Below are 14353 nucleotides of genomic sequence, written 5' to 3' on the forward strand. Positions count from 1 at the left end.
AGCGCATATCAGCATGAAGATTGCCGCCATGGCGCGAGCGCGTGAATAAGTCCTGAGTGCTCAACCGCGCCGCTATTGTTCATGGCGTCCTCCGTCCACTGACACCGTGAAGAAGGCGATAGCACGCGCCCCACGGCTATCTTTGATATTAGACATTCTGAAGCCAGTGTGAAACCGTCCATTCCCGGCGTCTTGCGCAAGACACGTGGACGATAGGTCATTCCCTCACGCGAACGACGCGCCGATACTCACACTCATTCGATGCCTTCTTAAAAAGGGACGTTTGAGAAATGAATACCACTGACGCGCAAGCCTTTTCATCCGCAAGACCGGTTATCGCACTGCATTGCTCAGGGTCCGGAGCCGCTCAATGGCGAAAGCTCGGCGAGGCCATCGGCGGGCGTCACGTGTTCAGCGCGCCCGAGCATTACGGCTGCCAGAGCACGGGAGCGTGGAGCGGCGAGCGCGCATTCACGCTTGCCGACGAGGCCGCGAGAACGGTCGGCATCATCGACGCCTCCTCGGACAAGGTTCATCTCGTGGGCCACTCATATGGCGGTGGCGTGGCATTGCGCGCTGCGCTCGAACGCCCCGAGCGCATCGCGAGTCTGACGCTGTACGAGCCGTCGGCGTTTCATCTGTTGAAGACGATGGGCGCACACGGAATGCATGCACTCGCAGAGATCGTCGCGATCTCGAAGCGCACCGCCGATGGCGTCAGCTGTGGTGATTATCGCGGCGCTGCGGCTTCATTCGTCGATTACTGGGGCGGTCCGGGAGCATGGGACGCGCTGCGGCCCTCGGTGCAGGCGGCGCTTACACGTTGGGCTCCGAAGGCGCCACTGGATTTCTGTGCGCTGCTCGACGAACGCACGCCCGCCAGTGCTTACGCCGCGCTGCGCGTTCCCGCCCTCATCCTGCGCGGACAGCACGCGCCTGTTCCAACGCGTGCCATCGCGGAGCGCCTGCCCATGCTCCTGCCAGCGGCGCGCCTCGCAGTAGTAGAGGGCGCAGGACACATGGGACCTGTCACGCATGCTGACGAAGTGAATGCGGCCATCGTGCGGCACATCGCTGAAGTTGATGCTAACATCGAACGGACAGAATCGATTGCAATGTCCACCGAAACGCTTTGATCCGCTGCCATAGAACCGGCTTTGCGCGCCTTCTGACCTAGTAACCGTGCGCCGTCAACCGCGACGCATACCAGCCGACGAACTGGTCGACATACGTCTCAGTGGTCAGTGAATACGGCCCTGGAATGTAGCCGGGATCTCGCGCGCCACGATGATTGATCGCAACGAGGCTCGCATCCTGCGCGTTCGTCGCGACCCAGACTTCGGTCAGCTTCGTCAGGTCATAGTCGACGCCTTCCACTGCGTCCGCGTGAACGAGCCACTTCGTACGGACCAGCGTCTTCTCGGGCGTAAGCGGGATGATGTACGTGATCATCGCGTGATCGCTCATCACGTGTGACCATGAGTTATGGGTCCACAGGTGGGTGTCGCCGAGATCACGGCGAGTCAGATTGCCAAGCAGTTTCCGGCACGCGACCCTGGTATCCATCGTCTGCGACTCGCCATTGCCTCCAATGATCAACCGTTGCGTGCGGAATTGCGTGACGACGTCGCCGCTGAGCGCTTCCACCGGTGAGCAGACATAGCCTTCGCTTTCCCAATCGCTCTGGCTTTCGGCGTTGACCTTGTTATATGCATCGAGCGCCTTTCTTCCTTCCTCGTCCATGTCGTCCGCGCTCGCACCCGTGGATTCCGGCACGAAGGACAAGGTCAACTCCGGATGTCCCGCCTCGCAGTGATAGCACTCGCGATTGTTCTCCATCACGAGCTTCCAGTTGCCGTCTTCGATGATCTCGGACTCAAACGCAATCTTCGTGTTCTGCAACTCATAGGGAGCGAAACGCGGAGTCATCGTTTCTTCGAGCGTTGCGATGTCGGCGGGCGGCTCGTCCGCCAAGCACACGAAGATATGCGTGCCGACGACCTTGATGTGCACCGGCAACAGACTGCGGCACGTCGCATCGAAGTCCTTGCCCATATGCTTCGCATGACGCAGGCTGCCGTCGAGATCGTAAGTCCACTGATGATACGGACACACCAGCATGCCGACAGTCGACTTGCCGGCTTCTTTCAGCCGCGAGCCGCGGTGACGGCATACATTGCGATACGCGCGAAAGTTCTCGTCGTCATCGCGCACGATGATGACCGACGCCTTGCCGATGTCGATGACCGACACGTCGCCCGGTTCCGGCACATCCGCCGTCACGCCAGCCACGATCCAGTGCTTATGGAAGAAGACTTGGACGTCGGTTTCATAAACATCTGGTCGGCTAAAAACCTCTCCCGGCAATCCGCAACCCGGCTCGCGGCTCCGAACGAGTTCACCGAGGGGCTTCAACACGAACTCAGACATTGTCTTCTCCAACTTTTGGAATATAGCGGGAGGTCGAATGTTCCCGCATTGGCCCCAGTATTGGAGTGTCGAAGAATCGCGTCAATGCACTTAATTTTCCACGATGTATTACTTTGGATTATGCGTTCGCGCGTGCGTGATGCCGCCCGCTAAACTTCTTGGCCTCAAGCGACGCCCGCCGCCTCGCGCAGTAGATTGATGAGACTTTCAATCGTCGGAGTAATGCTTCTGCCGTGAGGCACGACGACATAATAAGCGTCGCGCAGGGTAAGCGTCGCGTCCGTCAAGCGCACGAGTTCGCCAGAGACGAGACGTTCGTGCAATAGTCTCGACCAGCCGAGCGTGATGCCTTGTCCATCGATGGCTGCCTGCACCGCGTCCGCGTAGAGGCATGTACGCAGGCCATATTTCAGCTTGCCAGGGCGGCCTCCGAGCGCTCTGAACCATTGCTCCCAAGTGAGCCATCCTTCGGACGTCGGATCGTCTGCAATGAGCGAGCAATCGGCCAGTTCATCCAGCGTCTCCGGCATGCCGTGCTTCTCTATCCAGCTCGGGGAACACACCGCGAATACCTGCTCTTCGAACAACAGATATGAGGTTCCATCTTTCCAGGTGCCATTTCCGAATCGCACGACGGCGTCTACTTCGTTGTGACGCAAGTCGGCAGTGAACATGGTCGTCGTCAGGCGCACGCGCAGATTCGGGTACATCTGCTTCAGTGCTCCGATGCCGGACATCAGGCGAAAATGCGAGAAAGCCGCGGTCGTCGCCAGCACGAGTTCTTCATCATCGATGCCAGTGGACAGGCGATCGAAGACGCCCGCGATCCTGCCCATCGATTCCGACACCACCGTATAAAGGACCTCGCCTTCCTTCGTCAGCTTGAGATTCCGGTGCAGCCGGTCCAGTAAGCGAACGCCCAGCATTTCTTCGAGAAGCCGTACCTGACGACTGACCGCCGCCTGTGTGACGCCCAGCTCCGCAGCGGCATTAGTGAAGCTGCGCAGCCTCGCCACGGCTTCGAATTCGACCAGTGCGGTCAGCGAGGGAACGAGCCGGCGATACCCTTTCGCGCCATCTGTAGCAGCTTTCATCGTTAGCTCATGGAGGAAATCGTTTCTATGACCACGCTTTCAGAGGGGCGATGATGTTCGCCGCTCGTTCGACAGCGAACGATAGCGAACTGCTGCGCGCCCTGCAACGAGGCATTAATGTTTTCCGCCGCGTCTTTTAGACGAGCCGCAAGCCGGCCGGCTTCGCGTTGCCTCAGCCGCAGCCACGCATAATCTAATGTAATAGCGCCCTGAAAATTAAGCGCGTTGACGCTGCCATTTCGTGAACCAATACTCCACGCAAGCGAAGACCCGCGGCAACGCTGTCACGAACTGGCTCGGTTGCCGGTGATCGTCTTCGTCATCGACTCAAATCACCAAACACGTCCATCCGTTCGCGCGTCACGACGCAAGCGCACGCACGCAGGGCGTTTCAACTGATCCAATGCCATGAACTCGCTAGACAGGATATTCGACGTTGCGCCCGATGCGGACCGTTTTTCAAATCAGGGTACATGGGAAAGCGGTGGCGAACCGTGGGCAAGCCGCGAACAACAGACGCTCACCTGCTGCCGAGTGATCGATGAAACGCACGACGTCAAGACGTTCGAGTTTCGCGTCGGCGACGGTACGCCGGTACGTTTCGAACCGGGCCAGTTCATGACCATCTCGGCAAACGTGCACGGTCAATCGGTCGAACGTTGCTATACGATTTCGTCCCCTCCGACGCGCCCCTACCTCGTATCCATCACCGTCAAGCGCGTACCCGGCGGCACGATGTCCAACTGGCTCCATGATCAAATGACGCCCGGACACACGCTTCGGGCATATGGCCCATCGGGAACGTTCACGTCGACCGCCGCGCGGTCGAACAAGTCCCTGTATCTCTCTGCGGGTTCCGGCGTCACGCCGCTGATGTCGATGACGCGCGCAGGCATCGACCTTGGCCTGAACCGCGACGTCGTATTCGTTCATAGCGCACGCACGCCCGCCGATATCGTGTATCGAAAGGAGCTTCACCGGCTTGTCGAACTTTCGCCGGGCCTGCGCACATACTTCGTCTGCGAAGGCATCGGCGATGAAGTTGAATGGCGCGGACCAACGGGCCGCCTTAGCCTTTCGCTTCTATCGGAGTGGGTGCCCGATTATGGAGAGCGTGAAGTGTTCACATGCGGCCCGGCGGGCTATATGCACGCCGTTCGCGAGTTGTTGCGCGAAGGCGGGCACGATCCGGCTCGCTATCATCAGGAGAGCTTCGATATCACGTCCGGAGTCGCGCCCGAGCTGGTTCACGAGAAAGAGCCCGTTTCTCAGAAGAAATTCAGCGTCAGGCTGTCGCGGTCATCGAAGAGCTTCCTGATGGACGCCTCCGAAACGGTTCTCTCTGCCGCCAGAAAGGCAGGCGTCGCAATTCCTTCGTCGTGCAGCCAGGGCGTGTGCGGCACCTGCAAGACGAAAGTAGTCGACGGAACCGTCGATATGAAACACAACGGCGGTATCCGCGAACGAGAGATTCAGAAGGGTTTCCGTCTGCTGTGCTGCAGCCGGCCCACTTCCGACCTGACGCTCGAACTGTAGCGGCACGGAGATCGTTTATCGCAGCCCCACATCACAACGAAGAACGGAGCAGTCGATGAGTGCGAGCATTGCGGTCGATAACGGAGTGGAAGACAGCGTTCTTCGTGAAGTCAGGGCGTATCGGCTGGCGCGCGTTCAAGAGCAATTGCGCAAGCACGAATGCCCGGCGATCTTGCTGTACGACCCGGTCAACATCCGCTATGCAACGGATACGTCGAACATGCAGGTATGGGCGGGGCGCAATCCTGCCCGCTATGTGCTGGTCTTCGCAGATGGCCGCATCGTTGCCTGGGAGTTTCATAGCAGCGAGCACGTATGGGACGGACTCGATCTCAACGTCGAGTTGCGCGGCGCGCTAAGCTGGACCTTCTTCAACGCAGGCCACGAAGCGGAGCGGCGTGCGGGGACGTGGGGCGCGGAGATCGTCGACGTCTTGCGCCAACATGCCGGCGAGACCCGGCGGCTGGCCGTCGACCGTCTCGATCCCTTGGGCACCGCGTACCTGCAGAAGCACGGCATCGCGCTTCTGGACGGGCAAGCGCTGATGGAAACCGCACGAATGATCAAATCACCGGGCGAACTCGTGCTTGTTGGCGAGTCCTTGCGCACTGCGGAGAAAGGCATCGAGCGCATGCGGCGAGAGCTTCGTCCGGGGATGACCGAGAACGAACTCTGGGCGCATCTGCACTTCGAGAATATCAAGCATGGCGGCGAATGGATCGAAACGCGACTGCTTGCGTCCGGCGACCGAACGAATCCGTGGATGCACGAGTGCTCGACGCGCGTGCTTCAAACAGGCGATCTGCTTGCATTCGACACCGACATGGTGGGTCCATATGGTTACTGTTCCGATATCTCACGCACATGGCTCGTGGGTGACAGCCGCCCCTCGGACGAGCAACGCAAGCTCTATGAGCTTGCCTATTCGCAGGTCCACTACAACATGGACCTGCTACGTTCCGGCATGACGTTCAAGGAGTTCGCGGATCGGGCATGGACGATACCGGACCAGTACATCAAGAACCGCTATTGCTGCCTCGCGCATGGCATCGGCATGGTAGACGAGTATCCGTCGATCGCTCATCAGGTGGACTGGGACAGTGCCGGATACGACGGACGCTTCGAAGCCGGCATGACGATATGCGTCGAGAGTTATATCGGCGCGGAAGGCGGAACGCAGGGCGTCAAGCTCGAACAACAGGTCGTGATCGGCGAGGCAGGCTGCGTATCGCTCACCGGTTGCGGCTTCGAGACGGACTGGCTTTGAACTTCATCGAGTTGAAAAGTCGAGACCATATCGGTTACTCCACGCGCAAAGCGAACCACAGCTTGCGCGTCGTCGCGACGAGTACATGCGCCCCGCTTCTATCGTGCTATACGCCCGCCGCCGATGTTTCGGTCCCCAAACGAAGCGCACGCCTCGCGCTCAGCGCCAACAGCACGCACGAAAGCGCATTGAACAGGAACAGTCCGCGCGGACCAGTGAGCGTCATCAGCGCGGAAGCCAGCGTCGGGCCGATCATCCCTCCAAGCGAGAAGAGCACGAGCAGCATCGCCGACACCGCGACCCGCAGATGCGACTCGGTGCGATCCTGTACATGCGATACGATCAGCCCGTATTGTGTGAACGTCACGGCGACGTAAGCCAGTGTTGCGCACCACGTGACGATCCGAAAGTTCAGGGTGAACAGCAAGAGACTCAGCACAGCCGAAATAGCCGCTGTGTAATAGACGAGTCGCCGCCGGTCGATCCGATCCGACAGACGCCCCATCGGAAACTGCGGAAGGAGCGCACCGATGAGCGCGACGCCCATGAACGTCGCGAGATCATGTGTAGAGAAGCCGGTTCGATCCAGATACACCGGCATGAGCGAATAGAAGTTGCTATAGATGAATCCGGCAAGAATGCAGCCCGGCACGGCAAGCGGCGTCGCTACCATCATCTCCTGCAGGCTCTCTTTCCAGCTGCGCGCCGGGACGCGATCGAGGTTCGAGTCGTCGACCTTGACGGGCCACCCTTCCATGAGCGTCACCGGCATGACGGCCGCCGCGAAAAGTGCTGCGGCGATCGAGAACTGATGCGCCGCCGATCCGCCACCCACGTTCAATAGAAACTGGCCGCTGCCTACCGCGAGGTAGTTGATGGCCGCGTACAAGCCGAAGACCTGACCGCGCTTTTCATTCTCGACGGTGCCGTTCAGCCAGCTTTCGACGGACGTGTACAGTCCCATGAATGCCATGCCCGTGAGCAGGCGAATGAAGCCGAGCGTCCACGGCGATTCTGCGGCGCCGAACGCAAACGCGAGGATGGACGCCGCCGCCGAGAATGCAACGAAGGTCCGATGCTGCCCGATGCGATCAATCAGCCTTCGATTGATGAACGCACCCAATATGAAGCCCGCGTAATAGCCCGACTGGATCAGGCCAATGACCAGCGTCGACGCGCCTGATTGCAGCACGCGCAGCGGAATGAGCGTCTGAAAAAGGCCATTTCCCACGATGAGGAACGCGTAGCCGACCAGCAGACCGGCAAGCGCGCGCACCACGCTTCGCTTGCCGCCAGGCGCGTGATGTCCCGGATTCGCCGCTGCGGAATCCGGCCACGGCGGGGTTTTGCGGCCGAGAAGCGCCGCTTCGTTCAGTGGCCCGGTGCGCCCGACTGCGGACGCGTCATGCTCCTCATCTATCGCTGATTCGCGGTTTTCGTGGGCGAGGCTATCGGTATGTGGGGGGCGGTATGCCGCACTCCCGTTCGCTTTCTCGTCGTCCAGTTGTCGCATGGCACCTTCGGGTTGGCTCGGCAATTCAGGCACGCGTCGAAGGAGCACTTCGATCGCGCGCACGCCTTGCGTATCGCTACATGTAGAACGCATCGTAACGCAGTTGCGCTTCATGCCTGGACTCGCCGGCTTCCATCAACGCCGGCTCGCCATCCGATCAGGAATCCATATCTTTGACGCTTGACGTAGTCCGCCGGAAGATTCACACCGGCCAGCGCAAGCTTTCATTTCACTACAACCGGCAGCGTCACCCGGCGAAAACCCCGCTACGCCCCACTCAAAACGTAATCGATTAGCAAGACTATTTCCTCTCCCGTACCGGGAAAACGCTAATCGAAACGCGCAAACGCCCTGCATATAGTTTGCCTAATTCAAATTAAGGCGCAGCGTCGAGTCGATTCCGAAGTGTGGGATTCAGACTGAAATCGCGATCTTAAGCGCCCGCCGAAGCAGCCGTTGCAGCACGAATCCGATTGCCAGCCAGTGCATAGCAAGTTCGACGAAGGACCTAACCAGAAACAGGACCGGAGGAAGACATGGCGCAGAAGCAGGACGATTCACAAGAAGGCAACGCAATCGGCACCGGACCGGTCAACGCGGCGCGACGCGGGCTAATGCAAGGCGCGGGGCTCGGCGCCGCGCTCTCGCTTCTCGGCGCGGCCGGCGGCGTCTCGGGCGGCTTGATCTCCTCAGCGCAGGCCGCCGAAGCAGCGTTTCCGCAGCACAAGCGCTGGAAGATCGTGTTCGTGAACCACGTCACGACGAATCCGTTCTTCGTTCCGACGCAGTACGGCATTCAGGACGCGTGCTCGATGTTGGGCATTGACTATCAATGGACGGGTTCGGCCAACTCGGATGCAGGCGAAATGGTCCGCGCGGTGAACTCCGCCATCGCGGCAAAAGCCGACGCCATCGCCGTGCCCATCGTCGATCCGAACGCATTCGACAAGCCGATCCAGGCTGCGCTCGACGCCGGCATCCCGGTGTTCGCATACAACGCCGACGCCCCGCGCGGCAAGACGAACCCGCGCCTCGCTTACATCGTCAGGAACTTTATCTGTCGGGATATCAGATGGGAGAGCGCATCGTAAGCCTCGTCGATAGCGGCCTCGTTGCACTGTTCATCGCGACGCCCGGTCAGCTCAACATTCAGCCGCGTCTCGACGGCGCGAGCGACGCCATCAAGAAGTCCGGCAAGAAGATCGATATTCAGACCGTGGCCACGGGCGCGACCGTCAACGAAGAACTGTCGAAGATCAAGGCGTTCTTCCTCGGCCATCAGGACCTGAAGGGCATGTTCGCCGTCGACGCCGGCAGCACGCAAGGCGTCGCGCAAGTGATGAAGGAATCGAACCTGCCGTCTAAGGGCGTGCACGGCGGCGGCTTCGACTTGCTGCCGCAGACGACCCAGCTCATTCACGAAGGCTTCCTCGACTTCACCATCGACCAGCAACCGTACGTGCAAGGGTTTTACACCGTGATGGAAGCGTTCACGTTCCTTGCTTCGGGCGGGCTCGTCGGGCCGGCGAACGTCAACACCGGTCTCAAGTTCGTGACGAAGAGCACCGTCGAGCCGTATCTCAACACATCGACGCGCTATGAGGGCAAGACGACGAAACCGCAAATCGTGCCGATGAGCGGCGCCATCAAATCGTAATGAACACGGTCAAGCAACCCGGCGAAGCACGGACGCCCGCGCGGCTCGACCGGCCGCGCGGCGCGTGGACATCGCACTGGGCGGCGGAATTGCGCATCCTGCTCGTGGCGATCCTGCTCGCAGCGTATTTTCAGATCGTCAATCACGACTTCCTGTTGTCCAACGCGAGCCTCGTCAACCTGTCGCAGTTCATCGCGCCGGTGGCGATCATCGCGTTCGGCGAGATCATGCTGATGATCGGGGGCGACATCGACCTTTCAGCGGGGATGGTGTTCGCATTTACTCCGTTCATCATGGTGTTCGCCAACGAAGCAGGCGCGCCGATGTGGCTTGCCGTCATTGCAGGGCTCGTCGCCGCCGCTATCATAGGATTCCTGAATGGTGCGGTCACAGTGTTCCTGCGCTTGCCCTCCTTCGTCACGACGCTCGGCACGCTGTTCCTGATCAACGGCATCACGCTCACGATGTCGCGCGGCACGCCCGCTGCCACGCCGGGTTCACCGGGGTTCGCGGCGATCATGGGCTCGTGGGGATACAGCGAGATCATCTGGACGGTCGCGCTCGCGTTCATCATGCATGTGTTGTTGCGTCATACGCGATGGGGCCTGCACACGCAGGCGGCGGGCGCCAACCCGCTCGGCGCGAGTGAAGCGGGCATTCACGTCAATCGCCTGCGCCTTGGAAACTTCGTGCTCGCCGCGGTGCTTGCGGGATTCACGGGGATTCTCGAAGGATTTCGCATCACGTCAATCGATCCGCAAGCGGGCGGCAATCAGATCATGTTCCTCGCCGTGGCCGCGGCGGTGATCGGCGGCACGCCGCTGACGGGCGGCTCGGGCACGATCGTCGGCGGCCTGCTCGGCGCGGCCGTGCTCGGCATCCTGAGCGATGGTTTTACGCTCATCGGCATCAACGCGTTCACGTTCAACATCATTCTGGGAGCGGCCATTCTCGCCGCGATGATCTTCAACATACACGTCGGACGCATCCGGCGCAGAGGAGGACGATGATGGATGCATCGCAAGTCGCGCCCTCCTCTCTTGCGCTGCGCGGCGACACGCTCGTGAAGCGCTTCGGCGCGGTGACCGCACTCGACGGCGTATCGTTCACGCTCGGCAAGGGCGAGATTCTCGGCATACTCGGCGACAACGGCGCGGGCAAGTCCACGCTCGTCAAGATACTCACGGGCTTTCATCAGCAGACGGGCGGGACGCTGCATGTGCACGGCGAAGAGACGCTGCTGCGCAACGTCGATCACGCACGCGCGCTCGGCATCGAATGTGTGTATCAGGACCTTGCCCTCGCGAACTCGTTGTCGATCTATCACAACATGTTCCTCAATCGCGAGATCGTGCGGCAAGGGCCGGGGCGTCTGCTGCGTCTCGTCGATCACAGGCAGATGCGCGAGCGCGCGGCGCAATGTCTCGACGACATCGGCGTTCACGTGCCGTCAGTGGATCTGCCGGTGGAGCGGCTGTCGGGCGGGCAGCGTCAGGCGATCGCGGTGGCGCGCGCAGTCAATTCGAACGCGAGGATCCTGTTGCTCGATGAACCGCTCGCCGCGATGGGCGCACGTGAAGCGGCGCTCATCATCGATCTGGTGATGCGGCTCAAGGAGAAAGGCGGGCTTTCGATCATCATGATCATGCACAACTACGCGCAAACGCTCGACATTGCGGACCGCATCATGTTGATGCAGCGCGGCCGCGTGACGTATGAGCAGCGCAGCGCGGAAACGTCGGTGGCAGAGCTAATGGATATCGTGCGGCGCGAATATCGTGCGATGCGGGCGACGACCGCATAGCAGTCGCACGCATCGCCTCACGCACACGCAAGTTCGCGCTGAACCAGCGACCCGCTCGCCTTTATCCCATAGCGCCGGGCGAGCGCATCGAGTTGGACCGGCCACTCGGCAACTTCGGCGGCATCGTGCAGGTCTTCGAGATCCTGCAGCATCGCCGCGACGCGCGGTTCATGCGCATCCACACCGGACAGCGCGAGCGCCTGCAGAAGCGGGCCGTCCTGCCCCGCCTTGTAGTAGCCGATCCCCAGCCCTTCGAGCCGCTCGCTGTAGTAGCGATCGTCGATCAGAACGCCGATCGCGCAGCGGCGTCCGTCGCGGCCTCGCAGGCGGCAACTTCCGCCATCGTCTTCGGAAATGGCTGCCTGCGAAAGCAGATGCGACCGCACGGTGGCGAAGATTTCGTCGTTGCTTCTCATCGTCCGCTCCGCGCGATCAGGCTGCCCGCAAGAGGCTGTGCGTCGACAGTCCGAACTGTCTCGCGATGGACCGCAAACGGTCGTTCCATTCCCAGATGCCGAAGACATCGTGCACGTTCTGAAGGCAGCTCAACAGTTCGATGGTCTCTTGCGAATAGATGTTGATGCGTGCGCGCAAGAGTGCTCGCTTGAGCGCCGCGACGCCCGCATCCATGTAGCCGGGAATGCGCACCGTTTCAGCGATGACGAAGCGGACCGGCACGCCCTCCATCGACGTGCGGTAGTCGTTCGGACGCACGAGTGCGCCGACCGGACAGCCGCCGCATCGTGCGCGATACGCCCCGCCTCCGCGCGGCAACAGCGACGCGCCACCTTGACTCAGAAGGTGAGCGACGCCCTGATCGAAAATCTGCTGATGAGTAAGAAATGCTCGTGCCATCGTTTGCTCCGGTGAATTAGGTCTGTTGAATGAGTATCGGCGGATAGAACGCTCGATCGCATCCATATAAACCCTGTTTTTACCGAAAGGGGCGACGCGTGACGGTAACTTTTCCTGACGGCGACTAAACGAAGTCAATCCGTCAGCCGGTTCGGTTGAAAGATTGCGTTTGGTTAGTTGGGCCGGGGGCTTGCGGTCTGCTAATGCACGCCCGCGTCTTGCAGCGCGCGACCGATACCCGCGTCGAATCTTGGCGCTGCGTTCAGCAAGCCGATGGAAGAGGCGATCCGATATGAGCGCGATCTTTAGACGATCCGCTTCGTGACCGACGACGCCCGCGAGGGACGCAAGGCGTTCAAGGAAAAGCGGCAGGCGCGTTTTCGACGGCGACAAGCGGCTTTGCCACCTCGTCCGAAAAGACCGTCTCGCAAGGCGCGAGCTTCATCAGGCGCGCCATCACCGGCCAGCGCGTGAGAGCGGCGCGATATTCCTCGTCGGCTTGCGAGTCGAAGTAGCGCGCGGCGTCGAGCCCCGGCAGCTTCTGCGCCAGCGCGTCGACGTCGTGCACCGCGCGCGCCGCCTTCGAAGGAACCGAACGCCTCGTCGTGTCGCTCATTTCTGCTCCACCCACACGCCATCCGGCGTTTTCACGACGTAACCCGTGGCCGTCTTCATCGTCACGGTGCTTTCGTTCTCGCCGATCATCTGCGTCTCCGGCAACTTCGACGCGTACTGCGACAGCGTCACACCCGGCTTGAACGGACTATCCGCTACCAGATTCGACAGCAGTTGCGCGACCGCGAGATGCCCCGTCGGCTGATCGACGACGGTCGTCGGCCCATGATTGCCCGCAAAGCCCACGAGCCGCACGCCGACGGGACCGTGAATCACGCTCGGCGTCGGAATCTCACGCAGGCCCGCGACCTGATTATTGTCGCCGCGCAGCGCCGCGCCATGCTCGGGCACGAACACGATCACCGCGCGACGTCCCGATTGCGCGATCAGGTCCGCGAACTTGTCGAAGTCGCTCATCAGCTTGTTCACGCGGACGGGATACGACTCGAGACTCGACAGCTTGCTGTTCGAAAGCCGGTTGCCGTCGTGCAGGCTGATTGTGTTGTAGTACAGCGCCACCGGCCCAGGCGTCTGCGCGCGCTGCGCATACCAGTTCGCGAGCGTGCCGTAGTCGTCCATGATCGGGGAGCCGTCGAATGCGTGCATCGCGACGGGCGCGGCGGCGTTCGAGACGAACGGCACGTTCGGCACGCCCACGTTGTCCTTCACGAGCTGCGTGAAGTTGTCGAAGTGGCCGTCGTGATTGAACGTCACTTGCGGCGTGTAGCCCGCCTGCGCCAGATCGGCCATCAGATGACATTGCGCCGGCGCATCCTTGTACAGGTCCGCGTGCGCTTCCTGACCGCACGACGCACGAAGCACGCGAATCGCCGCCGGGCCGCTGTAACTCGCCGCCGTGCTGAAGTTGGTGAACAGATAATCGAAGCGCGACAGGAACGGATGATTGCGCGCCTTCGATACATCGAGGTCGTCCCACGACAGCGAGCAAATATGCAGCACGATGACATCGAACTGCTCGCTCGCATTGGCCGACGCATGGCCGAAGCTCACCTGCCGCTGCGATTCTTTTGCCCGGAATGCCGCGAGCGTCGCGTTGTAGTCCAGCGGTCCGGCGGACGGACCATTAGTTGCAACTGCGCTTGCCTGCACCGGCGCGGCATGGACGCGCGCCAGCACCGCATTTGCGCCCTGCCACACCGGCAGCACGAAGAGCGCGAGCATCACGAAGGTGGCGACGCGCAGCCATCGATTGATAATCACGTACACCAACAGTCCGCACAGCGCGATGCCGACCAGCATCGGCGGAAGAAAGCGCGGCAGCAGTTCGAGCCAGTAGCCGAAGCTGAACGTGCTCAGATTGCCGAACTCCGCGACGATGCGCCCGAACGGCGGCACGTTCGCCTCGCGATACATCAGCGGCAAGCCGACGGCCAGCCCCGCGACCAGCCGCATCGCGCGCCACAGCCGCGAACGCAGCGGCGCGCTCATCGCGAGCGCCAGCGCGAAGCCGATGTTTGCAAGCCACAGCGGCTCCAGGTGGCCGGTCGAGAACAACGCCAGCTTGCTGATGAAATACAGATTCCAGAACGTCATCGTGTTTGAGAGTGTGCGATCGCTGCAT

General features: G+C 61.1%; 12 protein-coding genes and 1 pseudogene. 6 read left to right on the forward strand and 7 right to left on the reverse strand.

Features of this window, described 5'->3' with window-relative positions:
* The first annotated feature begins 290 nt into the window (after positions 1 to 290).
* A complete protein-coding gene (locus tag LDZ21_RS23180) occupies positions 291 to 1136 on the forward strand; it encodes an alpha/beta fold hydrolase (protein ID WP_244796298.1) in 846 nt (281 codons plus the stop codon).
* A gap of 37 nt (positions 1137 to 1173) precedes the next feature.
* On the opposite strand, the gene LDZ21_RS23185 is transcribed toward LDZ21_RS23180, so the two are convergent.
* Both LDZ21_RS23185 and LDZ21_RS23190 read right to left on the reverse strand, forming a co-directional pair.
* The gene (locus tag LDZ21_RS23185; protein ID WP_244796299.1) at positions 1174 to 2430 is read right to left on the reverse strand and encodes an aromatic ring-hydroxylating oxygenase subunit alpha; all 1257 of its coding nucleotides are present in this window, start codon (positions 2428 to 2430) and stop codon (positions 1174 to 1176) included.
* 164 nt (positions 2431 to 2594) lie between these two features.
* On the reverse strand, positions 2595 to 3524 hold the full coding sequence (locus LDZ21_RS23190; RefSeq protein WP_244796300.1) for a LysR substrate-binding domain-containing protein: 930 nt from the start codon (positions 3522 to 3524) through the stop codon (positions 2595 to 2597).
* A 408-nt stretch (positions 3525 to 3932) separates the two neighbouring features.
* Between LDZ21_RS23190 and LDZ21_RS23195 the strand changes: the two genes are divergently transcribed.
* Together LDZ21_RS23195 and LDZ21_RS23200 are read left to right on the forward strand one after the other, a co-directional pair.
* Entirely contained in the window at positions 3933 to 5060 is a 1128-nt protein-coding gene (locus LDZ21_RS23195; RefSeq protein ID WP_244796301.1) for an FAD-binding oxidoreductase, read from the forward strand.
* Positions 5061 to 5115: 55 nt separating this feature from the next.
* A complete protein-coding gene (locus LDZ21_RS23200) occupies positions 5116 to 6327 on the forward strand; it encodes a M24 family metallopeptidase (RefSeq protein WP_244796302.1) in 1212 nt (403 codons plus the stop codon).
* A gap of 106 nt (positions 6328 to 6433) precedes the next feature.
* Here the strand turns inward: LDZ21_RS23200 and LDZ21_RS23205 are convergent, their stop codons facing one another.
* Positions 6434 to 7840 carry an MFS transporter gene (locus LDZ21_RS23205; protein ID WP_244796303.1) on the reverse strand — a complete coding sequence of 469 codons (1407 nt, stop codon included), beginning with the start codon at positions 7838 to 7840 and terminating at the stop codon, positions 6434 to 6436.
* Positions 7841 to 8376: 536 nt separating this feature from the next.
* On the opposite strand from LDZ21_RS23205, the pseudogene LDZ21_RS23210 reads away from it, so the two are divergent.
* The 3 genes and pseudogenes from LDZ21_RS23210 to LDZ21_RS23220 all read left to right on the forward strand — a co-directional run bounded on the left by LDZ21_RS23210 (position 8377) and on the right by LDZ21_RS23220 (position 11301).
* Positions 8377 to 9497: pseudogene (locus tag LDZ21_RS23210) on the forward strand (substrate-binding domain-containing protein).
* Complete coding sequence (locus LDZ21_RS23215) at positions 9497 to 10507, forward strand: ABC transporter permease (RefSeq protein ID WP_244796304.1); 1011 nt, start codon at positions 9497 to 9499, stop codon at positions 10505 to 10507. The pseudogene LDZ21_RS23210 and the gene LDZ21_RS23215 overlap by 1 nt, the downstream one beginning before the upstream one ends.
* Entirely contained in the window at positions 10504 to 11301 is a 798-nt protein-coding gene (locus LDZ21_RS23220) for an ATP-binding cassette domain-containing protein (RefSeq protein WP_244796305.1), read from the forward strand. The genes LDZ21_RS23215 and LDZ21_RS23220 overlap by 4 nt, the downstream gene beginning before the upstream one ends.
* Positions 11302 to 11318: 17 nt before the next feature.
* Here LDZ21_RS23220 and LDZ21_RS23225 read toward each other — a convergent pair whose 3' ends face one another.
* From LDZ21_RS23225 to bcsG, 4 genes are all read right to left on the reverse strand, one after another.
* Positions 11319 to 11717: a hypothetical protein gene (locus LDZ21_RS23225; protein WP_244796306.1), complete on the reverse strand. Its 399-nt coding sequence runs from the start codon at positions 11715 to 11717 to the stop codon at positions 11319 to 11321.
* 16 nt (positions 11718 to 11733) lie between these two features.
* Positions 11734 to 12156 (reverse strand): hypothetical protein, encoded by a 423-nt coding sequence (locus LDZ21_RS23230; RefSeq protein WP_244796307.1) that lies wholly within the window; start codon positions 12154 to 12156, stop codon positions 11734 to 11736.
* A gap of 355 nt (positions 12157 to 12511) precedes the next feature.
* Positions 12512 to 12772: a hypothetical protein gene (locus LDZ21_RS23235; protein WP_244796308.1), complete on the reverse strand. Its 261-nt coding sequence runs from the start codon at positions 12770 to 12772 to the stop codon at positions 12512 to 12514.
* Complete coding sequence (gene bcsG, locus LDZ21_RS23240; RefSeq protein ID WP_244796309.1) at positions 12769 to 14325, reverse strand: cellulose biosynthesis protein BcsG; 1557 nt, start codon at positions 14323 to 14325, stop codon at positions 12769 to 12771. Before bcsG ends, LDZ21_RS23235 begins: the two co-directional genes overlap by 4 nt.
* Positions 14326 to 14353: the final 28 nt, after the last annotated feature.

The sequence above is a fragment of the Caballeronia grimmiae genome (assembly GCF_022879615.1).
Lineage (GTDB): Bacteria > Pseudomonadota > Gammaproteobacteria > Burkholderiales > Burkholderiaceae > Caballeronia > Caballeronia grimmiae.

Excerpts from the sequence above, each read along its gene's own strand:
- LDZ21_RS23215 (WP_244796304.1), top strand. The coding sequence starts at position 9,497 with ATGAACACGGTCAAGCAACCCGGCGAAGCACGGACGCCCGCGCGGCTC.
- LDZ21_RS23225 (WP_244796306.1), bottom strand. The coding sequence starts at position 11,717 with ATGAGAAGCAACGACGAAATCTTCGCCACCGTGCGGTCGCATCTGCTT.
- bcsG (WP_244796309.1), bottom strand. The coding sequence starts at position 14,325 with ATGACGTTCTGGAATCTGTATTTCATCAGCAAGCTGGCGTTGTTCTCG.
- LDZ21_RS23235 (WP_244796308.1), bottom strand. The coding sequence starts at position 12,772 with ATGAGCGACACGACGAGGCGTTCGGTTCCTTCGAAGGCGGCGCGCGCG.
- LDZ21_RS23205 (WP_244796303.1), bottom strand. The coding sequence starts at position 7,840 with ATGCGACAACTGGACGACGAGAAAGCGAACGGGAGTGCGGCATACCGC.
- LDZ21_RS23200 (WP_244796302.1), top strand. The coding sequence starts at position 5,116 with ATGAGTGCGAGCATTGCGGTCGATAACGGAGTGGAAGACAGCGTTCTT.
- LDZ21_RS23195 (WP_244796301.1), top strand. The coding sequence starts at position 3,933 with ATGAACTCGCTAGACAGGATATTCGACGTTGCGCCCGATGCGGACCGT.
- LDZ21_RS23190 (WP_244796300.1), bottom strand. The coding sequence starts at position 3,524 with ATGAAAGCTGCTACAGATGGCGCGAAAGGGTATCGCCGGCTCGTTCCC.
- LDZ21_RS23230 (WP_244796307.1), bottom strand. The coding sequence starts at position 12,156 with ATGGCACGAGCATTTCTTACTCATCAGCAGATTTTCGATCAGGGCGTC.
- LDZ21_RS23180 (WP_244796298.1), top strand. The coding sequence starts at position 291 with ATGAATACCACTGACGCGCAAGCCTTTTCATCCGCAAGACCGGTTATC.
- LDZ21_RS23185 (WP_244796299.1), bottom strand. The coding sequence starts at position 2,430 with ATGTCTGAGTTCGTGTTGAAGCCCCTCGGTGAACTCGTTCGGAGCCGC.
- LDZ21_RS23220 (WP_244796305.1), top strand. The coding sequence starts at position 10,504 with ATGATGGATGCATCGCAAGTCGCGCCCTCCTCTCTTGCGCTGCGCGGC.